The sequence below is a fragment of the Paenibacillus sp. Paensp111 genome (assembly GCF_059492195.1).
In genome coordinates, this window is record NZ_CP168527.1 from 87467 (window position 1) to 110340 (window position 22874).

Annotated in this window: 22 protein-coding genes and 2 riboswitches; of the genes, 11 read left to right on the plus strand and 11 right to left on the minus strand. The window is 46.3% G+C overall.

Going from position 1 to position 22874, the window contains the following annotated elements; all coding sequences use genetic code 11:
- Positions 1-20: 20 nt before the first annotated feature.
- The 6 genes from ACEN86_RS00425 to ACEN86_RS00450 all read right to left on the minus strand — a co-directional run bounded on the left by ACEN86_RS00425 (position 21) and on the right by ACEN86_RS00450 (position 5885).
- On the minus strand, positions 21-377 hold the full coding sequence (locus ACEN86_RS00425; RefSeq protein ID WP_495632449.1) for a c-type cytochrome: 357 nt from the start codon (positions 375-377) through the stop codon (positions 21-23).
- A 90-nt stretch (positions 378-467) separates the two neighbouring features.
- Positions 468-989, minus strand: coding sequence for a GNAT family N-acetyltransferase (locus ACEN86_RS00430; RefSeq protein ID WP_495634174.1), 522 nt, complete (start codon positions 987-989; stop codon positions 468-470).
- 278 nt (positions 990-1267) lie between these two features.
- Entirely contained in the window at positions 1268-1741 is a 474-nt protein-coding gene (locus ACEN86_RS00435; RefSeq protein WP_495632450.1) for a C40 family peptidase, read from the minus strand.
- A 4-nt stretch (positions 1742-1745) separates the two neighbouring features.
- Positions 1746-1884, minus strand: a riboswitch (cyclic di-AMP (ydaO/yuaA leader).
- A 338-nt stretch (positions 1885-2222) separates the two neighbouring features.
- Positions 2223-2714: a C40 family peptidase gene (locus ACEN86_RS00440; protein ID WP_495632451.1), complete on the minus strand. Its 492-nt coding sequence runs from the start codon at positions 2712-2714 to the stop codon at positions 2223-2225.
- Positions 2715-2720: 6 nt separating this feature from the next.
- Positions 2721-2859, minus strand: a riboswitch (cyclic di-AMP (ydaO/yuaA leader).
- Between the two features lie 221 nt (positions 2860-3080).
- Positions 3081-3896, minus strand: coding sequence for a hypothetical protein (locus tag ACEN86_RS00445; protein WP_495632452.1), 816 nt, complete (start codon positions 3894-3896; stop codon positions 3081-3083).
- A 12-nt stretch (positions 3897-3908) separates the two neighbouring features.
- On the minus strand, positions 3909-5885 hold the full coding sequence (locus tag ACEN86_RS00450; RefSeq protein ID WP_495632453.1) for a M1 family metallopeptidase: 1977 nt from the start codon (positions 5883-5885) through the stop codon (positions 3909-3911).
- 146 nt (positions 5886-6031) lie between these two features.
- Here ACEN86_RS00450 and ACEN86_RS00455 point away from each other — a divergent pair, with 146 nt between their 5' ends.
- Positions 6032-6547, plus strand: coding sequence for a YwhD family protein (locus ACEN86_RS00455; RefSeq protein ID WP_495634175.1), 516 nt, complete (start codon positions 6032-6034; stop codon positions 6545-6547).
- A 174-nt stretch (positions 6548-6721) separates the two neighbouring features.
- Here ACEN86_RS00455 and ACEN86_RS00460 read toward each other — a convergent pair whose 3' ends face one another.
- The 5 genes from ACEN86_RS00460 to ACEN86_RS00480 all read right to left on the minus strand — a co-directional run bounded on the left by ACEN86_RS00460 (position 6722) and on the right by ACEN86_RS00480 (position 13259).
- Positions 6722-7105, minus strand: a complete 384-nt coding sequence (locus ACEN86_RS00460) for an MmcQ/YjbR family DNA-binding protein (RefSeq protein WP_495632454.1) — start codon at positions 7103-7105, stop codon at positions 6722-6724.
- A 260-nt stretch (positions 7106-7365) separates the two neighbouring features.
- Positions 7366-9672, minus strand: coding sequence for a heavy metal translocating P-type ATPase (locus ACEN86_RS00465; RefSeq protein ID WP_495632455.1), 2307 nt, complete (start codon positions 9670-9672; stop codon positions 7366-7368).
- Positions 9665-10048: an ArsR/SmtB family transcription factor gene (locus tag ACEN86_RS00470; protein WP_495632456.1), complete on the minus strand. Its 384-nt coding sequence runs from the start codon at positions 10046-10048 to the stop codon at positions 9665-9667. The genes ACEN86_RS00465 and ACEN86_RS00470 overlap by 8 nt, the downstream gene beginning before the upstream one ends.
- Before the next feature lie 219 nt (positions 10049-10267).
- On the minus strand, positions 10268-11101 hold the full coding sequence (locus ACEN86_RS00475; protein WP_495632457.1) for a DNA-3-methyladenine glycosylase: 834 nt from the start codon (positions 11099-11101) through the stop codon (positions 10268-10270).
- Positions 11102-11195: 94 nt separating this feature from the next.
- Positions 11196-13259, minus strand: coding sequence for a transglycosylase domain-containing protein (locus tag ACEN86_RS00480; RefSeq protein ID WP_495632458.1), 2064 nt, complete (start codon positions 13257-13259; stop codon positions 11196-11198).
- A gap of 296 nt (positions 13260-13555) precedes the next feature.
- Here ACEN86_RS00480 and ACEN86_RS00485 point away from each other — a divergent pair, with 296 nt between their 5' ends.
- From ACEN86_RS00485 to ACEN86_RS00530, 10 genes are all read left to right on the plus strand, one after another.
- On the plus strand, positions 13556-13903 hold the full coding sequence (locus tag ACEN86_RS00485) for a hypothetical protein (protein ID WP_495632459.1): 348 nt from the start codon (positions 13556-13558) through the stop codon (positions 13901-13903).
- A gap of 359 nt (positions 13904-14262) precedes the next feature.
- Positions 14263-14694, plus strand: a complete 432-nt coding sequence (locus tag ACEN86_RS00490; RefSeq protein WP_495632460.1) for a hypothetical protein — start codon at positions 14263-14265, stop codon at positions 14692-14694.
- A gap of 151 nt (positions 14695-14845) precedes the next feature.
- The gene (locus ACEN86_RS00495; protein ID WP_495632461.1) at positions 14846-15382 is read left to right on the plus strand and encodes a tyrosine-type recombinase/integrase; all 537 of its coding nucleotides are present in this window, start codon (positions 14846-14848) and stop codon (positions 15380-15382) included.
- Positions 15383-15469: 87 nt separating this feature from the next.
- Complete coding sequence (locus ACEN86_RS00500; protein WP_495632462.1) at positions 15470-16465, plus strand: hypothetical protein; 996 nt, start codon at positions 15470-15472, stop codon at positions 16463-16465.
- Positions 16466-16641: 176 nt separating this feature from the next.
- Complete coding sequence (locus tag ACEN86_RS00505; protein WP_495632463.1) at positions 16642-17856, plus strand: hypothetical protein; 1215 nt, start codon at positions 16642-16644, stop codon at positions 17854-17856.
- Between the two features lie 265 nt (positions 17857-18121).
- Positions 18122-19393: a hypothetical protein gene (locus ACEN86_RS00510; RefSeq protein ID WP_495632464.1), complete on the plus strand. Its 1272-nt coding sequence runs from the start codon at positions 18122-18124 to the stop codon at positions 19391-19393.
- Positions 19394-19658: 265 nt separating this feature from the next.
- On the plus strand, positions 19659-20324 hold the full coding sequence (locus tag ACEN86_RS00515) for a YfjL-like protein (protein WP_495632465.1): 666 nt from the start codon (positions 19659-19661) through the stop codon (positions 20322-20324).
- Positions 20325-20633: 309 nt separating this feature from the next.
- The gene (locus ACEN86_RS00520; protein ID WP_495632466.1) at positions 20634-21179 is read left to right on the plus strand and encodes a hypothetical protein; all 546 of its coding nucleotides are present in this window, start codon (positions 20634-20636) and stop codon (positions 21177-21179) included.
- A 371-nt stretch (positions 21180-21550) separates the two neighbouring features.
- Positions 21551-21871 (plus strand): DUF3221 domain-containing protein, encoded by a 321-nt coding sequence (locus tag ACEN86_RS00525; protein ID WP_495632467.1) that lies wholly within the window; start codon positions 21551-21553, stop codon positions 21869-21871.
- Between the two features lie 240 nt (positions 21872-22111).
- Positions 22112-22861, plus strand: a complete 750-nt coding sequence (locus ACEN86_RS00530) for a methyltransferase domain-containing protein (RefSeq protein WP_495632468.1) — start codon at positions 22112-22114, stop codon at positions 22859-22861.
- Positions 22862-22874 lie beyond the last annotated feature (13 nt).

The following is a 22874-nucleotide window of genomic DNA, read 5'->3' on the forward strand; positions in this document are numbered from 1 at the left end:
GAGGGCGTGCTTTAATTTATTTATTTTTTTGCGGCAAGCCACTCGGCTACATTGGCAATCTCTTCAGGCTTTAACTTGTCTTTGAATGACGGCATCGCGTCTTTACCCTTGGTGACCGTAGTGAAGATCTGCTCATTGGTCAACTGCGCACCAACCTTCTGCAGACTAGGTCCAACCTTCCCCTGAAGCTGATCACCGTGACAGCTGATACAGTTCGCCTTAACCGTAGCTTCTGCCTTGGCTGCATCTAGCGTGACCTTCGGCATGGTAGGCTTATTCTCCTGTGCCACTTGTTCTTTCCCTGGTAGGTTGAACATGAGCACGATGGCCAAAGCGCATGCGATAAAGAACAAACCGCTCATGATCCACTTTTGCATTCCAATCGTCCCTCCTATGTAAGATACCTTCTCCCATTATAACGGAACATCCGGTTTGATCATAGCATTTGTGACAAAAAAACAAACAAGTTATTCATGCACGCTTATTTCGTCAGCAGGGTGAGATTTGTCATTGTGGTAGACCATGCAGTAAAAGGGCTGCATGCCAACCGGGGTTCTGCGCTCGTACTGATCCGTGATGCTAAATCCAGCCTTCTCATATGTACGTATGGCCCGCTTATTCGATGTCAGAACTTCAAGATCGACCTCATGCTGCGGATGCCTGCGAAGGGCCTCGCGAACGACGGCCTGTACAAACGACTTACCCAGTCCCTGACCGCACCAATCAGGCCGCATTCCAATCCCCAGGCGGGATACCTCCACCATCGGGAAGATCTGGGCGAATCCAGCCAGCTCCCCGCTCTCGGTAAGCACGGACAGGTATTGGTCCCGCCGGAGATCCGGATCGCCAAACTCAATTTCAAGGGCCTTCATCCGTTCCCAAGGGCCAAAGCTGTAGATGTCATAAGGGGGAGGGTAGGTCCAGGAGCAAATGTCCCGCGCATGGGCTTCTTCCATAGGAATGGCCTTAAATTTCGGAGGATTATTCATCAAAAAGGGACCTCGTTTCGTTCCAAATAAAGTCTAGAAAAAAAATATTTAAATATCGGTTTGGGTACGTTTAACCCATAGGACAATGGGTATATATAGAATAAGCAAATAAATGGAATATATTTATTTATTTATTCGAAATGGTTGAAACCTTTTGCAAGGAACACACGTTTTAGAAGTAGGTACTAAGTTAGCAAAAAGACCGCAGGCGATTCCGGCAAGAATCGTGCGGTCCAAGTAGTCATGCAGGACGTGAATTCCATTTGAGGGAATGGAATTTACAGGTTCACAGCGTATTTAGTATATTTGGCTTGGCTGAGAACACGTTTAGCTCCAACGTAGCGTTTGCTGAAGTAACTGTTGCTGAGACGGTCAATATGGATGCCTTTTGAGGAAGAGGCGTGTGCAAATTGGCCGTTTCCAAGAAATACTCCGACATGAGATACACCGGAACCGAAAGTATTAAAGAAGACGAGGTCTCCTGCTTTCAGTTGGCTCTTCGCCATAACTGGAGAACCTTGATGAAATTGAGCTTTGGACTGACGGGCAAGTGTTACACCCATTTTCTTGAACACAAAGGACGTAAATCCGGAACAATCGAAACCACTAGAAGTTACGCCACCCCATTTATATGGAGTACCATAAACACTCTTCACCGTATGCGTTAGTGTGGAATCTGCGAATGCGCTACCTGTTCCAAGTGTGAACAATAATGCCAAGCTCGTTGCCGCTGCTGCTAGTTTCTTTCTCAAGTTGTTGAACTCCTTCCAAGGCCTGCGAGGTTAGCTTGAGGATTCGGTTGAAGGTTCCCTATGACCCCTCTGATGCAAGATCAATTCACCCATAACTGGTTCCCCCGTTTCCCAGGTGCGTGGGAATTCGGCTTGTTTGTTGGTTTAGTGCACCTGTGCTGAAATCCCTTAAGATAACGAAATTTCAGGACCCAGCGTTCACGGAAGTGCTAGTATGATTCTCGTAAGATTATCATGAACAGCCTTTGTGACGCTCCGACATAGGACAGCAATAATTACAAAGTTGTTACTAATTCCTTGACTATTGTACCAAAGGCCCCAAGCTTTGGCAAGTTGGTTCTCACTTTTTTTGTCAAAAAAACATATGTTTACGATTTATTTGTCGAATTTATGGTTAATATTATGTTTTTCAATTAATTATTTACAAATAAAAGACCCGCAAGATTCCGGCAAGAATCATTACGGGCCAGTCAAGGAACACTTATTGTACGTCGTCGTTGTCTTTGGAAGAATCGGCCACGGATTGATATACTTCGTTGCTCATAATACGCTTAGCTCCAACGTAGCGGTTGGTGTAGTAGCTATCACTCAGCTTGCTGATGGTAACGCCCTTTGAGGAAGAGGCGTGTGCGAATTTCCCATTACCGACAAATACACCTACATGTGACACACCATTACCAAAAGTATTGAAGAATACCAGATCTCCGGCCTTCAGTTCATCTTTCGATACGGCTTTGCCCATTTTAAATTGGGAGCCTGATTGGTGAGGAAGGTTTATTCCCAGTTTGTTAAATACATACATCGTGAAGCCTGAGCAATCGAAGCCATTTGTGGTAGTTCCACCCGACTTATACTCTGTGCCAATGACGTTGTCCACGACTTTATCCAACTTGGAGTCTGCGAAAACGCTTCCAGTACCAAGAGTGAACAAGATGGACATGGATACTGCTGCTGCTACAAGTTTCTTCTTCAAAAGCGGTTAAACTCCTTCCAATGCCTGCGAGGTTAGCTTAAGGATTCGGTTTGAAGGTTTCCCTATGATCCCTCCGTTGCGAGATCAATTCACCCAAAATTGGTTCCCCCGTTTCCCGGTGCCGGGAATTCGGCTTAATATCTGTGCACCTATAACAAGAATACGACATAAAAGTCGAATCTCCTGCTGCGACTAAAAAAATAATTACAATGTTGTTACTGTCTGTTCATAGTTCACATTGTAGCAAGGCAGGAATCTTTTGGCAATGGTTACTTGGGAGATTTCTTGGCAGATTGAAAGAAAAAGGGCTTCCGCAGAATCGCGAAAGCCTTGAGGGACGCGGGGTATGGAGGTTCAGGGAGAGATTTAATTCTTCTCATTCCAAAGATGATATTGCGAGGCGATGTGCCAAATACTGAGAAGCGCACGAATGAAAGGATAGGATTGCTGGAGAATCAGCGCCAGAAACCCGGTCCAGATCCAGGACGCCGCACTGAAGACTCCGAATAGAAGCAGGGCCGCTCCGCCCAGAATCAGGGAGATAGAAGCGACGATAACCAATCTTCGCAAGCAGCCGAGGATGGAGGAGAGCATGCCATTTCCGAAAATATAGCCGAACTGAGCATATAGAAGAAGCTGATGAATGAGATAGCCATAAATTAGCCAGCCCAGAATATATATAGCCGTATAGAGAAGCGGATAGCCGCCAGCCTGGACACCTTGTACAAGTAGATCCAGCAGCTTGGGACCTAGCCAGTAAGCGGGACCTAGGACAAGAATAAGCTCCAGGAGGTAAAAGACGGTGACCGGCTTCCACAGCCGGCCGATCCCTTGGAAGAATACGAGACCTGCCCCATCTTGGGTTGCCGGCCGAAGTCCGTAGAGAATCCCTGCCTGAATGAGCGGAGTAAGCAGCATCCGCAGGATGAACATGCCGGCAAGAAGCCAGAAGTAGAGGTGAACCTCGGAGCTGTATTTCAGCTCCAGCTGGCCTTCAATCAGGAACAGAACGCGGCTCAGCTGGGTTGGGGCCGGATCCGGGTAGCGCTCTAGCAGCGGGATGATGGCAGAGTTGACCAGCCTATAGAGAAAGACTCCCCAGAGCAGCTGATAAAGAAATAAAATTATGACGACCGGGAACTGATCTTTGGTACTTTGCCATCCATTACGAATGTATTTCATTGTATTGTCACCTCACCATGAGAGCAATCCAAGTAGGGATTCCACTACCTTGGTTATGCCCAGATTCCACCGCGTTCCGATCTTTTCTTCTACTTCTGCCTTCAGATAGTTGTCGATATGCTTGTTCTCAAGCACCAGCGTGTAGCCGGGATCGATCATGGCCCAGGCCAGAGGCTGTTTGTACTGCAGCTTGTAGACGATCTGGTTCTCATCGCCTTTCCAGATCTTGCGGACGAGATGCCCGTCTTTGAAGTTGAACAGAACGGGGACCTCCGGATAGGTACCGCCGAGCCGGCTAATCTTCACGACAGATTCAAATATAGGGCCGCTGCGGGTCTGCACGGGGCTCACTGTAATGGAATCGACCGAGTAGTTGGCCATTTGTCCGCTGTACACATATTGATTGAAGTAATCCTTCCATGACCGCCCGGTGACCTGTTCCACGATTCGCTGGAAGTCCGAGGTTGTGGGGTGCTTGAAGCGATATTTGGCACTGTAGCGGGCCATGATTTTGTTCATGGTGCCGGTTCCGACCTGGCGTTCAATGCCGAGCAGTACGAGCTTGCCGCGGGTATATACATTTTGGGCGTAGATATCAGAAGATCCATATTTCCATGCATCCATCGGCAGGGCAGCGGGGTGATTCACGAAGCTTGCCTGTACAGGCAGATTAGGTTGAATCCCGTAGGCGCTCTCCATGAGTTTGTCCTCGGCGTAAGAGGTGAACCCCTCATCCAGCCAGGCCTCCTCAAATTCGTTGCTGGCGATCATGCCGTAGAAATACTGATGCCCGATTTCATGCACAACAGTTCTCTCCAGCTCGTATCCCGGTGATTCCGAGGTGGCGCCAAAGGCGGTTACGAGTGTAGGATACTCCATCCCGCCCGCCCCATTGCCGCTAGCCGGGGGCACGACGATGGATAAAGTCGAATAAGGATAACGGCCATACCACTTGCTGTAGGAAGACAGAGCAGCCTTGGCCGCATAGAAGTAACGATCCTTCAGATCTTTATGAAGCGGATCGAGATACAGCTTGATCCGTACACCGGGGACCTCGGCCGATGAGAACGGCTCCTCTGCATAGACGAAGTCGGGAGAAGCAGCCCAGGCAAAGTCATGCACGTCATCCGCATAGAATTGGTAAGTCTTGCGATTCTGCTTGACGACGGCGGTCTTGGTGGGAAAACCGGTCGCTGCGACAATATAGGAGCTTGGCACGTTGATCCGTACGCTGAAGATGCCGAAGTCGGAATAGAATTCCGAGCTTCCGTGATATTGATGGAGGTTCCAGCCCTCCGAGGTGCGGCCCCGGGTTCCGGCTGGCTCATACACGCTGAGCTTGGGGAACCACTGACCCGCCATCACGAAGTTATCTGCAGTACCCATGCGGGCGAATACTTTAGGAAGCTGAACCTCAAAGTTAATGAGCAGGGTGGTGCTCTCTCCGCCTTGAACCGGACGGGGGAGACGCACCTTGACCAGAGTCTGGTCGTTCGTATTGCCATCATCAGGCTGAACATACTGAAGACGGTGAATTAAGGAGATGCCGTCGGTGGTCCGGATTCCGGTCAGCTTCATGGAGCCCCATCCGTCCTTGGGCATAGCGTCTCCCCTAAGCTTGCCGCCGGATTCCTTCATGAAGGTGGTATCCTTGGAAGCGAAGGCATTCGGATACAGGTGAAAGTAAAGCTCGCTCACCGGCAGGCTGCCCGGATGCTTCCAGGTCACACTTTCGGTGCCGGTTAAGGTGCGGGTCTTCTCGTTAAGATTCACATCGATGTGGTATTCGGCAACGCGGTCACTAAGCTGCTCTGTGCCGGGAGTGCCGATACTGTCAGGTGCCTTGGGCTGATCCTGGGGGAGCTTGCCCATTTCTGGTGCAAATGAGGGCCGGGCCGGGCCGGATGTCAGGCTGAACCAGACAGTGCCGCTGATAACAATAAAGCTGAGAACAGAGATGAGTATTATTTTGATCCGTGGTGGGGTCATTCTTGGATACCTCCCGTTGACAAGCATCTAAGGCATGTATATGTTTGCATCTGGAGGATTATTAGTTAAAATTAAAATATAGAGCTATTGCTGTAGAGGGAAGTATGAGTCTTGAGCAAGGCTGCAGCTCACTAACGGAGGGGACTATGGACAATCTGAACAAGACCGGCAAGAAGCAAATTGCCTTGAATATTATCAGCGGGAATGAGAAGAGCAATAAACACAAGGGATTTGGAGCAGATTCGATTGACCTGAACAGCGTGTCGCCCATTATTATTGATGGCGGCGAAGCGAAGATTGATATGGGTGCCATGCATGCCAAGAGTAAAGTGGAACGTGGCATCAAGTTCTCCGCGAATAAAGAAGACGTGCCGGATGGCCGTCAGGTATGGCTGGTATGGGTTGCGGTGGACCGCACGCCAGAAGGGCAGCTGTATGGCGGAGCGACTGCGTGTGAGATGCTGATCGATACCGAAGCGAAGCGCGGGTGGAAGATTCTTGCTGACCACGTGAACAAGCTGGATTATGCGATCAAGCGCCGGATCATGCTGGATGAGCTGGGACCGGAAGAGAAGCAGGCGCTGCGTACCCTGTTGGTCACGCATAATGAAGATTGGTGGAATCGCTCTTCGAGCGAGCTGAAGAGTGCGCTTGAAGGATAATCTGGGTAAATTACAAGAAGAGCCTTCCCGGTTGGGGAGGCTTTTTTGCGTGGAAGCGTAATGTGGAGGTCCAGAAACGGGTATGGGATGGCCAAGGATTAGATTCCAGGGGGCGGGGGAGCGGCGAGGGGATTACAGCTTAGAGCTCGGTGACACGCAGCGCAGCTTAGCGTGTTATTCCTGGTCCCCCATTGGCTTCTCACCCTGAAATAGAAGCAGCCTGGATGCCTTAGGCATCTTGGCAACGACCAGTTGGTAGGATTCCAGCAGCATGGAGCCAATGACTTCGTCAGGGACCTGGCCATTCAGCAGGACGGTATTCCAGTGGCGCTTGTTCATATGGTAGCCGGGGATAACGGTTCCCGGATAGCTCTCGCGCTGAACCCAGGCCTCATCTGGGGAAGTCTTGAGGTTGACGGACTGGACGCCAAGGTGATGCATCAGAAGGGCGAACATTTTGCTGCCGACATAGAGCACCGGAAGATTGGGATCGAAAGGGTAACGAAGGCTGGTTCCCGGGTAACTGAGACCAAGCTCGATGAGTTCCTGATGATTCATATAGAGATCATATTCCTTTCGTGGGATCTGCTGTTCCTATGGGATGAGGATTCAGAGCTTATGTAAGGATCATTCTTTCTTAGTGTAAATTATTCCTTGTTCACAATTCAATGGATGGCAGGCCGGGGATGACTGAATTCAAGAGCGTATCTATTAGCGGACGATGAACATACAGAAGTGGCAGTCAGACCTTCGCATGAGGGCCTGAACTGCCACTTTTATTAGGGATGAAAAGAAAACCTTCAACCGTCGGCTTAAGCTTACTTATCTTTGCCAAGCAGGACGGTCAGTCCAAGCAGGGTGACCAGAATGGTCGCACCCATGTCGGACATGACAGCGATCCAGAGCGTAAGCAGGCCTGGAATCGTCAGCAGCAGAGCGATCAGCTTGAGGCCGAGGCTGATGCCGATGTTCCAGCGGATAATCCGGTTCGAGAGCCGGGCGATCTTGATCGCTGTCGGCAGCTTGCCGAGATGATCCTGCATCAGGACAATGTCGGCGGTCTCCACGGCACTGTCGGTGCCTTTGCCCATCGCAATGCCCAGCTGGGCCGTGGCGAGGGCCGGAGCGTCATTGATGCCATCGCCAACCATGGCGATGCTTCCTCTGGCCGCCAGCTCCTTAATCTTGTCGACCTTCTGCTCCGGCAGGAGACCGGCGTACCAATCCGTGACGCCCGTTGCTTTAGCTACAGCTTTGGCTGTACCTGCATGGTCCCCGGTCAGCATGACCGTATGCTCTATCCCGGCCTGGTGAAGCTGTGCGATTACATCCCGGCTCTCGGGACGAATCTGGTCTGCGAGCCCGGCAATGCCCAGAACATGCTGCGCATCGGCGACAAGGACAACGGTTAGCCCAGCCTCTTTTAACTGATCAAGATCTGCCTGTACACGCTCTCTGTCTGAAGTGGAGAGAGAGACATGCAGCAGAAGCTGTTCGTTCCCGGCCCAGTATCGAGTCCCTTCGATATCCCCCTGAATTCCTTGGCCAGGCAGGGTGGTCAGGTTATTCACCTGGGCAAAATGAGTGATTCCCGACTCTTCGGCCTTACGGACTACCGCCTTGGCGAGCGGGTGAAGAGAGGACTGCTCCATAGCTCCGGCTGCAGCGTAGAAATGCTCCGGATCGTAGACCACCTCTTGAATTACGGCGGGACGTCCTTCGGTGAGCGTTCCGGTTTTGTCGAAGGCGATCATGTTGATTCGGCCGAGCTGCTCCAGATGGATGCCGCCTTTAATCAACACGCCGCTGCGGGCACTGCGGGTCATTCCGCTCACGAGTGCAATTGGTGAGGAGAGCACCAGTGCGCACGGACAGCCAACGATCAGAATGGCCAAGCCTTCATATACCCATTTCATCCAAGGTGCCCCGAAGAGCAGAGGAGGAATTAGAACAACAAGTGCTGCAATAATCATAATGGCAGGGGTGTAGTATCTCGCGAATTTATCAATAAAAAGTTCGGTAGGCGTCTTGGTATCCTGCGCTTCCTGTACCAAATGCATGATCTTCGAGAGGGATGAGTCCTGGTAAGCCTTCTCGATTCTGATCTTCAGAAGTCCCTCGGTATTCACACTGCCGCCGAACACTAAATCTCCTGAACTCTTCGAGACAGGGATGGATTCTCCCGTGATAGCCGCTTCATTTACTGCGCTGTTCCCGTCTATAATCGTTCCGTCCGAAGGAATCTTCTCTCCGGCACGGACGATAACGACATCACCTGCCACCAGCTTCTCGGCAGTAATGGTCTCCGTCCGGCCATCGGCGCGGAGTACGGCAGCCTGCTTAGGGGCTGCGCTGAGCAGCGCCTCCATGGATTTGCGGGCACGGCTCATGCCGTAGCCTTCAAGCAGTTCGTTGAGCCCGAACAGGATAGCCACCAGGGTGGCCTCCTTCCATTCCCCGATAACCACGGCACCTGCCAAAGCCACAGTCATCAGCGTATCCATATTGAACTTCAATTTGAACAGATTCTTCAGACCCCGCCAAAAGGTAGAGTAGCCGCTTAAAACGATGGCCGCAGCGTAGAAGATGATGAGCCCGGCTGGAGGTAGAACATGACCTAGCGCAAAGGTGGCGATATATAGAATCGCGGCGGTACCGAGCAGCCACTTGATCAGCTGCCCTTCGCCTTCGTGGCTGCCATGATCATGACCATGGGAATGTCCGTGGGAGTGGCTGTCTGAGTGACTGTGGGCGTGCCCGTGATCATGTCCATCACCCTGATCGTTCGCATGGGAATGGCTGTCCGATTGATTGTGCGTATGATCATGAGAGTGGGAGGGCCCGCCGTCAGATTTTACAGCTGATGCTGCTCCGCTAGCTTGTGAACTACCGGAAGGTGTGCCTTCAGGAAGAACGAGAGCTGCACCGTCGCTCTTGAGAATTTTGCTAACACGGGATAGGTCCACGTTAGGATTCACAATCAGTCTGCTGCTGTTATAGTGAAGTGCGGCATCCTGCCCATGCTCAAGCTTGCGGATCTCGTCCTGCAGCTCACGGGCGCAATTGGCGCAGGAGAGTCCTTGCACTTTGAATTCAGCTTTTGGGTTGGCGGATGAGTTATTCATGATCGCTCTTCTCCCTCTGATGCTCCAGCGTCATGGCGATTAACGTCTGGATATGGTGGTCTTTCAGCGAATAATAGACGTTCTTGCCTTCCTTGCGCGACTTCGTAATATGGGAGGACTTCAGCTGGCGCAGATGATGGGAGGCGGTGGCTACGGAACAATCCAGCAGCGCCGCGATGTCGCATACACACAGCTCCTTCCCCTGATCGAGCAGAAAGGCGATTTTTACCCGGTTAGGATCAGATAACGCTTTGAAAATTTGGGCCATGCCCACGATCTCCTCTTCCTGCAGCAGCTCCCGCAGCTTGGAAGTGATCTCTTCGTGTTCACAGGTCATTTCACAGACTTCAACTTGTGTTTGGGATTCGATTGCCATCGTACTTCGCTTCCTTTCGGCATATCATTCAAATGTTCGTTTGATTGTTTTGAGGTTAGTATACTCTATTTCTACAACATATTCAAACATTGGTTTGAATGTTAGGGTGATTGTCCTAGTTATTAGTTAACCCTTATTAACCACATATAACAAGACAGGCAAAAAGCCCGGAGGAAGGTTTCGCGAAGTGGGAACCCTCTTCCGGGCTTGAAGCTGAGGTTAACGGAGTCTTAACCCTTGAAATGTCCCGCAAATTGGGGCGTTCTTGGCTTTGACCGATACATACGGATGATCTTTAATGTTAAAACGCCACGGCTTGGCCGCATACTCCTCGGCATAGTCGATGTTAATGCGCGGGGACTCTACGATGTCAAAGTCCTGGCTTTCATCGCCGGCTTCCAGCCAGATGGGTCCGCCAGGAGTGCGCAGGTCCAGCCCGTTCAGGGAACGGTCGATGCGCAGGGCCCGGCACAGCTTGCCGGGGCCATTGCTCAGATCAGCAGGCTTGCGGGACTTGATGTCCCGGTATTTGGACATGACCAGCCTGTCCAATTCCGTCAGCGGCTCGGTTGCCCGGATGAGTACAGCCTGCGGATCGCCCTCCTGGCCCGTAACGACATTCAGGCAGCTGTACATGCCATAGATCAGATACACATACGCGCTGCCTCCTTCCCCGAACATGATGGAGGTTCTATCGGTGCGGCGGCCTCCGAAGGCATGGCTTCCCTTGTCTTCCACTCCCCCGTAGGCTTCGGTCTCGATAATGCGGGAGCGGATCTCCCCGTCTTCCGTACGGCGGACAAGTGTATGTCCGAGCAGGCGGGGTGCCGCCTCCAGTGAAGTCATCTGGTAGATCGAAGCCGGGAGCAGCCGGGGTGCTGCGTAAGCAGCGTTCGCAACTGACGGAGCGCCCGCAGCATCCGCACCCGCCGAAGCGTTCGCATCGCCAGGCAGGCTCTGCATTTCATTTTGCTGCCTCACCGATGATTCTGACGCAGTCATCTCCGTACTCCTACCGTCTATTTCAGATTTGGGTATTTGCTTCTTGCTCATGATACTGCCTCCTTACTGGAACCGGTCCAAATGGGTTACCTTCATGTTATATAACCAAGCCCACAGAGGCAAATCCGAGCACAAAATAACCCCGTTATTTATTCATCCACCAGCGCTTGAGATCTCCCCACCAGGAGCTGTCCTTGGACTGACCGTCTTTGGCCTCTGTAGGAGCAGGAGTGCCCTTGCCGCCATGAGCACTGCAGTACTCCGTCGGCTCAGTGCCCTTGATGAATACCTCAAGTCGCTGATTGGCCGCACACCCGGTTGTGGCCAGCTTGCCGGTCTGCGGGTCCACATAGACACTGACCACCCCGTCCGGAATAGGAAAAATCTTCGGCGGCACCTTCTCCAGCGCCTTCTCCGTGAACTGGGCGAAGATCGGCGCGGCTTTGCGCGATTCTGCAGTCTCCAGGATCTTGCCCTTGTCGTAGCCGACCCAGACGGCGGTGGACAGCTCGGGCGTGAACCCGACCAGCCAGGCGTCGGTGTGGGTCGTGCCGGTCTTGCCGGCAACGGGGCGCTTCATTACCGCGGATACGCGGTTGCCTGTGCCCCCGGTGTCGAACACGCTCTCCATCAGATGCGTCATCACATAAGCGGCGGCGGGCTCGACAATCTGCTCCTGCGGCGCAGGCGTGTTCTCGTAGAGGACGTCGCCGCTGCTGTCGGTGATTTTTACGATGGCTGTGGGCTTGACGCTTCTGCCCTGGTTGCTGATGACGGCGAAAGCTGAAGCCATCTCAAAAGGACTCACCGGCGAAGTCCCGAGCGCAAGCGAAGGAACAGGCTTCATCGGGCTGTCGATGCCCATGCGGCGCGCCATGTCGATGACGTGATTCGCCCCCACGGTCAGGATCGTATTGACCGCATAAATATTGTCGGAGGCGGCGATGGCTTGGCGCATGTCGATCTCGCCGAGGTATTTTTCTCCGAAATTGCGCGGGCTGTACGTCTTGCGGTTCCCGTCGTAGTGGAACATGGTCGGTTCGCTGTTGAACATGCTGGCTTCGGTCATTTTGCGGGAAGAGAGGGCAGTCAGGTACATAATCGGCTTGAACGACGAGCCGGGCTGCCGCGTCTTGGCCAGGACATGGTTGTACTGGTTCTGCGTATAATTCGTTCCACCTACAAAAGCCTTGATATACCCGTTACGCGGATCGATCGACACCAGCGCGGCCTGCAGGTCCGGGCTTCCGCTTGTGCCGCTTGAGACTGCGGCTTCGGCTGCCTTTTGCGCCTCCATATCCAGCGTAGAGTAGATCGTCAGGCCCCCATGTTCCAAGAGACTTTCGTCGATGCCAAGCTGATTCACCACAATATTCCGGACATAATCGCGGAAAAAGGGAGCTTCATCCCCGGTGGTACGCTGAGAGGGCGACTTGAAGCTGAGCAGCTGAGCATAGGCATCATCGGCCTGCTGCTGGGTAATCGCTCCGGTCTCAACCATCGTCTTCAGCACGATGTGCTGGCGATCCTTGGCATTCTTCATGGAGTTATACGGCGAGTAGTAAGTCGGTCCCTTCGGAATTCCGGCAAGCATGGCGCTCTCTGCAAGAGTTAAGGACTTGGCTGGCTTGCCAAAATACATCTCCGACGCGGCCTCCACGCCATACGCTCCATGCCCGTAATACACCTCATTCAAATACATCTGCAGGATTTCATCCTTGCTGTATTTCATCTCAAGCTGGGCGGTGTACATGGCTTCCTTCGCCTTGCGGGTCCAAGTTCGCTCGTGGGACAGATACAGATTGCGGGCAAGCTGCTGGGTCAGGGTGCTGGCCCCCTGAACTGTGTTCAGGTGCCGAGTATTCACAAGCACGGCGCGGGCCATGCCTTTCACGTCAAAACCAATATGTTTATAAAAATTGCGGTCTTCCACAGCCAAAGTGGCGTGGATAAGATCCGGCGCAATCTGATCCAGCTTCACGCTGATCCGGTTCTTGGCCCCGGAGGAGAAAGTCGCAATCGTCTCACCGCTGACATCCACCAGCCGGGAATTCCGGTCCGAGTCTGCCACCGGAAGCGGCGTATTGGCCAGGTAGATCAAGGTTCCCCCGATCGCACAAATGCCAAGGACGGCGGTGATCAGGGCAATTCTAAAGAACAGCCGTAAGCCCCGGCGGGGTCTGCGGCCGCTTCGTGATAGTCGCTGCATCTTAGGTGTTGCCTCCTTCTCCTTCTGACTTGGTGCGTGATGCGGGAAGTGGATGGGTTGATGGTTAAAGGTTGATGGCAAATGACTGGTGGCTGTTGGTTTGCACCCACCAGGCCTATTTTCCAGTATGGGAAAGTTTGGGGTAGTTATTCACTGGAACGAGTTAAGGGGCTGGGAAGGAACGAGAAACTTTTTGATGCAGAGGGTGGTAAAGGGCTTAATTACGGAAGGTTTTTCCTGGGAAGATATAGAAGAATAACGGGAGGATTGCAGCTATGACTTGAGGGGTTGATAGAATGAATGATCGATTAAGCAAAGCCAGGCGCAGACTGATTGTGACAGCCAAATGGGTGCTGAATTATGGGTATATCCTGCTCATACCTTATATAGCGGCGGGGTATGGACTGTATTATTGGGCTAATCATTACCTCGATGTAATCGTGTGGGTAACCGGGCCGGATGCGAGCGGGGGATGGAAGCATTTTATGCTATCTTTTGTAGGTATTCCTATCCTGCTGCTGGCAGTCGCGTATTGGTTCATGCCTCTTGTGGCTGTGGTGATCATGTATGCAGCTTGGCTAATCTCGGGCAAAAGATCTAGAAGCCAGAGTATGAAAGGATACCTGGAGGAGCTGTCTCAATAGCCGTATATACATGGATACGAATAGGGGGATGTTTGGTGGAAAAGAGCGAATTTGTTGAATTTACAGCCCTGACTAATTGTCGGGACGAGAAAAGAAGCAAAATGGATAGAGCAGCTAGAATTGCAGGAATGGTGACTCTGGGAGTGCTGATATTTAATTAGACAAAAGTAGGCTAGAGCAAGAATATCTAAAATGACTAGGGCCTAATAGCATCGGGACAGATCCTCCGGGGGAGGGCTGTCTCTTTTTTGTGTTCTTTCGCTGATGAATTTGCAGTGTCGTGCAGGGTATCCGCCTGTAGAAATATGGAAGGTATGGAGATGTGGCTCATAGAATTATATAAAAGGAGCATGATTAGAATGCTTAGAATTAAAAGAGTTCAAGATCATTTAATGATAAAAACAGACGGGTACCAGGCTGCGGTCGTTGGAAAGCTTCGCAAAATCCCCGGGCGCCGCTGTATTCAGGCCGAACTATCCTGGGAGCTCCCGTATTGTGAGGAATCTGTGCGAATGCTGAGCGATATGTTCGAGGCAGAGGAGGTAAGTATAGATCCGCCACTACGTAAAGATGAGATGTTTCAAAAGTACTTTCCATATGATACTTCAATTGCAAAGGAGATACGAGAATTCCAGAAGCTATTCTGCCAATTGCTAACCCTTAAGGGATTTAGTACACAAACGAAGAAAGCTTACGAAGGGCATGTCCGGCGATTCTGCGAGGATGTAGCTGGGGATTTTCTTGAATTGCAACCCGGGCATGTCCGGGACATACCTTCTTCAGCTATTTAAGCTGGGGCGTTCTCGTTCGTATATCAATCAAGCCATGAGCTCATTGAAGCTTTTTCTGAGTCAAGCCTGTGGAAGACCTGACCTGATCGTGAACCTGCCCAGACCGAGAAAGGAAAAGAAGCTGCCGCCCGTATTGTCTATGGAGGAACGGATGCTGATTTTTGGATCGATAAGCAATCTGAAGCATAGGATGATTCTTATGCTTACCTTTTCTGCTGGACTCCGTGTTGGAGAGGTCGTGCGGCTCGGCATGAATGATCTCGATCAGCGGCGGATGCTCGTTCATGTGAGGCAGGGAAAAGGCAAAAAGGACCGCATGACCTTGTTGTCCCATATAACCGGTGAATTGCTAGTATGTTATTTAGAGAGAGAACGGCCTTATGAGTGGTTGTTCCCTGGTGCGCAGAGAGATCGTCCCATTACAGTGAGGAGTGTACAGCGAATATTTGAACGTGCTCTTCAGTCGGCTGGAATTCGGAAACATGCAACCGTGCACACCTTAAGGCATTCGTTCGCCACCCATCTGCTGGAGGCAGGTACGGATCTCCGCTACATTCAGGAGCTGCTGGGTCATGAGGATATTAAGACGACTCAGATCTACACCCATGTCTCATCCAAGGAAGCTCGCCGAATTCAGAGCCCTCTGGATCGGTTGTACCCGGGTGGTTTAGGTGACGTAGTTGCCTAAGGAAGTGGGAGTTAACGCGACAGGTGTCGTGGATTTAGTGTTATATGACATAGCCCGAAGATCTATTACTTTTGTGGGGGAATTCTTATGAAGCTGAAAGATTTAATTGATGAGTTCATTCAATCAAAGCAAACGGAGCAGGCAAGAAAAGTTGATGGATATTATAAGGATCTGGGAGTATTTCAAGATTTTCTTGAAAGCAAGGACGTGACTGAAAAAAATATTAATGAATACTTAAGAGGTATCTCAACAGATATAATAATTGATTGTATTAATTACTACATCACGAAGAATAACGTAATATCAGTATCCACTGTACAGAGGTTTGTTTCGGCAGTGAAGGAATTTTTTGTATACATAATTACTGCCGGTCATGTTAGGAATGAGCCGTTATTAAAGGCTATGGGTTTGCCCGCACATAAAGTTGATTCTTTTAGATATTCAATAAACAAAGCAATTTCTGAACATACACTCCTTAAAGAATCCGGTAAATCAAGTCCATTTACTGAAGAAGAGATTATTGACTTAATTAATGAATGTAACAAAGTAATAGAGGATGTATCAAGGTTTGCAGAATCAGATTCAATTTGTTTTAATAAACTCTTGTCTGCACTAATTTATAAGTTAACTATGTTTACTGGAATTGCATATAGAAAGATCATTGATTTACCTAGGTCCTCGTATAAGGAGCATATCGGAATAATAACGATAAACGGATTCTCAGTACATATTCCGGAGCAGTTTGTTGAACAGCTTAATGAATACATTCACATACGTGATAGTAAGTTCAATTCAACTAAATTGTTTATACAATTTGATGGTAGTGACTTGCCAGAAAAAACAAGTTCCAGAGTAAATTTGTTGAAAGAAATTACAGGTAGAGGTGGGCTTACGGGAATCATAAAGTATGCAATTACAGAGATGCTTAAGATTGATGTGAATCCTGAAGTAATTATGAATTTTACTGGAGTCAAAGACAAAATTATTGAACATTGTATGGAATCCATATATTCAGATTTTATAGGAACAAGCAGGTATTTAGATTCAAAGATTAGGAGTTTAAAGATTTATGAAATACTATAGTATGCTATTCGGAGAAGTGGGCTACATCATATAACAATATATTCACGCTGCGGAGCCTGACGGCTCCTTGGTTCGCTCGATGAGTATGAAGCTGAAAGTGATTCAGGAGAACAACCCTGCGAGGCTAACTGCGCAAGCGCAGCCGGCGACGTTGTCACCTTAAGCCTCTCGGGTTCGTGAATACGGGAACGTTAGATGAAACATCTGTAAACCTAAAGGATAGTGAGGTTGATCTTTTGAATTATACTATATTTTATTCTTGGCAATCTGATTTACCCAATAATACAAATCGTTCATTTATTGAAGAGGTAATTAAGAAGGCGATAAAAAGAAGTGAAAACAATGGATATTCGATTTATTTAGATTACGACCGAGATACTCTCGGTGTAACGGGTTCTCCAGACATTAGTGAAACAATATTTAATAAAATTGATAAGACTGATATTTTTATATGTGATATATCAATAATTAATCAAGATTACGAAGGCAGAAAGACACCTAATCCTAATGTGTTATTAGAATTAGGTTATGCAGCGAAGGTATTAGGATGGGAAAAAATAATATGTCTTTTTAATAAGAAATTCGGAAAGGTAATAGATGTTCCATTTGATCTAAATCACAAGCGTATACTATTTTATAACTCAGATGAATTAAATGAGAAAGAGAGAGTATCAAAGATAATTTCTCAAAGTATTTCTGATATACATTCAAAGGGTATATTGTTTAATCCCATAAAGGACCACATTAAAGGAAAAGTGGATTTTTGTTTGCTTGAAATGCTAAAGCATATGACTTCATTCGTGTATGGGACTATTTCTATGTCTGAATCACTAGCTAAAGTGACTGAAATACTAAATTTAACCGAATCAAAATTAAATGAGAAACTACAAGAAAATAAAGAGATACTTGGTTTCTTTGTATATAATAATCTGAATGATGTAAGTGAAAAGTTAGATGATCTTTACAATGTGATTACTACCTCTAATATTTATCCAGTTGAATGGGCTATAACAATTTTAAGATTTAGAGATTGGATAAGGAGTTATAAGTGGAGCATTTCATCGAGGAGTAATTTGAATATATTTCAAAACGTTAAGAAAATAGATAATAAGTACGATGTGATTTCTGCATCTACAACGAACTCTTTAAACCCTATTAATTCATACATTCTTGTAAAGAAAGATGCTGAAGGAAAGTTTAGGGTAGTCAACAGAGCGATAATAAATATTGGTCATAAAGAAGCTCTTTTATCTTTTCATAATATAAATTTCGCTTCGAGGAATGAACTTTCTAAACGAATTTGGGATGTTATAACAATCAGTAATGAGTGGCTAAACAAGAATGGTAATGAGATTATCTTGGACCCTGATTACTATCATATTGGAGATTAATGAGGGTAGATTCAAAGATGACATATGCATCATCTAACAACGTATCTACGCTGCGGGCGTTGCCCTTGGTTCGCAAGAAGATGTAAGCAAGGAAGCGGATTCAGCTCACAACCCTGCAAGGCTAAGTCCGTCGGACCCAGCGCGTTCGCACCTTAAGCCTCTCGGGTTCGTAGATACAGGAACGTTAGGTGAAATCATTGCAATAAAGAGGAAATTTTACGTAAATGTAGAACTATGTAGAAAACTAATAATGAGGAGAAAATCCATGATAGTAAATAAAATATCTGATGTTTATGGTATAACAAGAGATCTTCCTTTAAATTATATTTCACGAGCAGGCATTGATGATGTATTTGTCTCGAATCTAAATAGAGAAAAACATATCGTTATTTATGGTAGTTCAAAACAAGGAAAAACAAGTCTAAGGAAAAAGTGTCTTGATGCTAAAGACTACATAGTAATTCACTGTTCTAATAAATGGAGCTTGGAAGATATAAACACTAATATTCTTAAGAGGGCTGGTTTTGAGCTTACTCAATCCACAAAGAGAACAACAAGTGGGAAAAATAAAATAATAGCATCTTTAAAGACGCTATTACCAATTGGGACAGCTTCGGTAAGAGCAGAGATTGAACAAGGAACTCAAACTGAAACTACAACTGTTGAGTTAGAATTAGACGCAGAAGATGTAAATGATATAATTTCAGCTTTAAAAGCTATGAAATTTAATAAGTATATACTACTTGAGGACTTTCATTACTTACCTATCGAAGTCCAAAGGGATTTTGCAATTGCATTGAAGGCTTACCACGAAAACTCTAACTTTTGTTTTATAGTTGTGGGGGTCTGGTTAGATGAAAACCGTTTAATAATACATAATGGTGACTTGACAGGAAGGATAGTCTCAATTAATGCAGATAAATGGACAAAAAATGAACTTCGAGAAGTAATTGAAGAAGGCGAGAAATTACTAAACATCTCATTCACTGATAAATTCAAGAGTGACTTGTTAGGTTCTTGTTTTGATAATGTGTATATTGTTCAAGAAGCATGTTATATTGCATGCAAACTTAGTGATATCTCCGAAACTCAGGAAGATTTAGCTACTGTTAATGACCAAGTTAGATTAGACATAGTAGTAAAATTAATAGTAGATCAACAATCTGGAAGATATAATTCTTTTATCACCAATTTTTCAGAAGGCTTTCAATCAACTGTACTTGAAATGTATAAGTGGCTCCTATATCCAATACTCACTTCATCTATTGAACAGTTAGAACGAGGCATTAAGTATTCGGATATGAGGAAGATAATATCCGGCAAACATCCCAAAGGAGAGGAGTTAAACCCTGGAAACTTAACTCAGGCATTGAAGTCAACAGCCTCATTGCAGATTTCAAAGGGGATTCAACCTATCATTTTAGATTATGATGAAACCAATTTAAAGATGCACATAGTTGATCGTGGATTCCTCATATGGTTGAATTTGCAGGACAGGAATGATCTGCTAGAGTTAGCAGGGTTACCAATAGATTAATCACAACCACGATTAACAACCCAGTCAATTATTTTGGCTGGGTTAATCAGTTTGTATGTTGTTCGGGATGGCAATGACATCACCTAACACCGTATTCACGCATCGGGGCATTCGCCCCTCGGTCCGCAAGAAGCATTTTCTAGGAAGTAGATTCACAGACAACCCTTCACCGGCTAAGTCTGACGACCCGCGCTTGCGCGCTTAAGCCAGTGAGGGTTCGTAAATACAAAGAAGTTATCCGAAATATCCTGAAGGGATCGAGTAAATGAAGAAAACAATAAAAATTATTTTAATAATTATTCCAAGCTCTTTACTTATTTATTTCATTATAAATACATACTACATCTTAAACGGTGGTACACCATGGGGAAAACATAAATTTAAAATAGAAGTTGAAGATTATCTTAGTCTTAAGTATCCGGATTTAAATTATAAAATTGACTCTGTCTACTATAGTTTTAAAGAGATGGAGTATAGTGCATTCATTGACTCAGGAAATATAAATAACAGATTTTACGTGACTCAAAGAGAAGGATATGGGTTGTGGGACAATTACCCACATTCTTTATGGTCAGAAGAAGCAACACGCCTCTGCAGGAGTATTATAAGTAATTATACTTCCGAGGCAAAATGTAACGTAAGTTTGGCAGGTTCTGGTGGAATTAATAATGTTGAACAACCGATCCCATCATATGCGGATGTTGAAGAAAAACTTTATAGTTCCATGCAATTGGATGTTAAGTTCGATAGAAAAGTCACCGACGCTGATTATGAACTAATAATCAAAATAAAAGGTGATTTAGAGAAATCAAAAATCTCTAATCAGATTAGTATTTTATTCAAGGATGTTTCTTTCTTTAATATAGGTGCGAATGTTCATTCGATTGATGAGTTGAAAAAGCAAACTTATTCTCATGAGTTTAATCAATGAAGCAGGATACTTCGGATAACACCGTATTCACGCATCGCAGTCTTACGGCTGCTCGGTCCGCCCGAGGCATTTCGAGGTAGCGGAGCCAGGCGGACAACCCTGCGAACCCAACCGCGTCGCGGCCGCCCCCGTTGGGGCCTAAGGTTCTCTGGTTCGTGAATATGTGAGACGTTATCGGAAATCGGCTAGATAAAGAAAATAAGAACTAAAGACTAAAAGGACTAATAAAAGATAAAGGCTAACAAGAGGACAACGGACAAGACCTATAAAGCTTTAAAAACCTATAAATACCGGATTGAGGGCAAAACAATGAAGCACAAAAAAAGAGAAAAAAGTAAACTTAAAAGAATCTTATATAGTGTTATTGTGTTATATTTTGTTGTATGTTTATCCACTATTGGTTCCGACTATAAATCATTTGCCTTTTTATATTATATGTTTTTACCAAGTATTAATAGAATACATGCAAATCTTCAGGTTTCAACTGGCCCTATGTTTTACATAGATGATAACTATACAAAAAAAATGCTCAAAAAGATTTACCCCGATATAGATACATATGATATTGAATTAGTAGGAAACACACCATATAAATATGTTGACGATCCAGCAGAAATCGGCGATGTAACTGTATACGGAAAGTTTGATGGAGTCACCAAAATTCCGGAAATAGGATATATTCCAGTTTTTAAAGTGAAGTACTACGATGATTTTTACAAAGATGAAACAATTATTCGAATGGTCATATTAATCATTATGTCATTACTATTTATTGTGACAATATTAATATGGTTGATCCATTATTTTAGTAGGGTAGTCAGGTACAAAACTATCAAAAAACAAAGACAAATGTAAGTTTTACAAAGAGGGCATGGGCATCAGATAACACTATAATACTGAAAAACCTATAAAATCTAAACATATAAAGACATAAAGACCCGAATAATATATATATAGATGAACAAGACATAAAGGATCGAAAAGACATATTAGTGCAATATGTTAAAGCTAACTTGAGAAGAGCCGACACCAGTTAACATTACATTTACGCTGCAGGTCGGTAAAGCCGCCCCTTGGTCCCGGAGGTATGGAGCCAGGAAGTGTGTGCCGGGACACACCGACTATGTCAGCGTCGTAAATACGAAAACGTTATATGAAACCTATGCATCAGAAAAATTAATAACTCAAACCCCAAGTAATTGCAAACCATTTAGGGGGTAAATACAGTGAAGAAAATCTGTATTCTTATAATGCTTCTATTAATCTTCGGATGTAGTAATAAAGACAACTCAATGAATTCATTATCTGAGGGAGTAGGATATATTTTAGAAGTAACTGAATCCCGGATATTAGTAATCGAGGATAAGTATTTAAATAAATCTTGGAAAAATATTCTTGATGAATATAATGGCAGAGCGATTTGGTTGAGTACAAATACACGTAAACTGCAACCCGGACAAAAAATATATTACAGGATTGATGGTGGAATAGATCAATCTTACCCAGAACAAGCAGCGGCAAAAGAAATAAAAGTTATTAAAGAGTAGTTACACAGTAACTCGAGGATGGCATAGGCATCACATAACAATGTGTTCAAGCATCGGTGGACAAACTGCCTCGGTCCCGGAAGATAAGTCGGGGAAGCAGTTGCCGGGACACATTCGCACCACCTAACCGCATTGCGGCCGGTCACTTCATGACCTTAAGGTGGTGGGACGTCGTGAACACGGAAACGTTAGAGGAAGTACCCTGAAAAACACATAACCATTCAGATAGTAGGTGTCCTAATGGATGAGAATTATATGAAGATGAGAGAATTTATATACTCATTAATTAACGTTAAGCCATGTATGAATATTCTCGATGTGGGGTGTGGTAGAGGGTATGATCTATTTAGAATTTCTGAGAATCTTGATGGTCAATCAAAGCTTTACGGTATAGATTCAATACAAGCATTTGTTAGAGAAGCAGCAGAGAAGTATGGCAGTGATCGTATCCAGTTTTTATTTGAAGATGTTAGACAAGGAATTCCTTTTCAAGACCAGACTTTTGATGTAGTTTACTCTAACAATATGTTGGAATGCATAACTGATAAACAGCAGTTACTTGAAGAGGTTCATCGTGTTCTTAAGCCGAATGGGCAAGTTGTTTTTGCACATTTTGATTGGGATTCACAGTTAATTGATGGAACCGACAAAGAATTAATTAGAAATATTGTTAAGACATTCAATGATTGGAAACAAGATTGGATGGACGATATCGATCCTTGGATGGGTAGACGACTATGGAGAACCTTTCAGGAATCAGGTTTTTTTGAAAGCGGTAGAATAGAGACATATGTACTTACTAACACACAGTTCAGTGAACCCCACTACGGACATATGATGATCTATGGCTTCAAATCATTAGTTAAAAGAGGATTTATCTCAGAAGAACAGTTTAATACTTTCATAAGTGACCTTGAAGAGCTAAACGGTAAAGGGCAGTATTTTTACAGTATTACTATGTATGTTTTTATTGGGAGTAAAGCAAAGTAGGCACGGTACATCC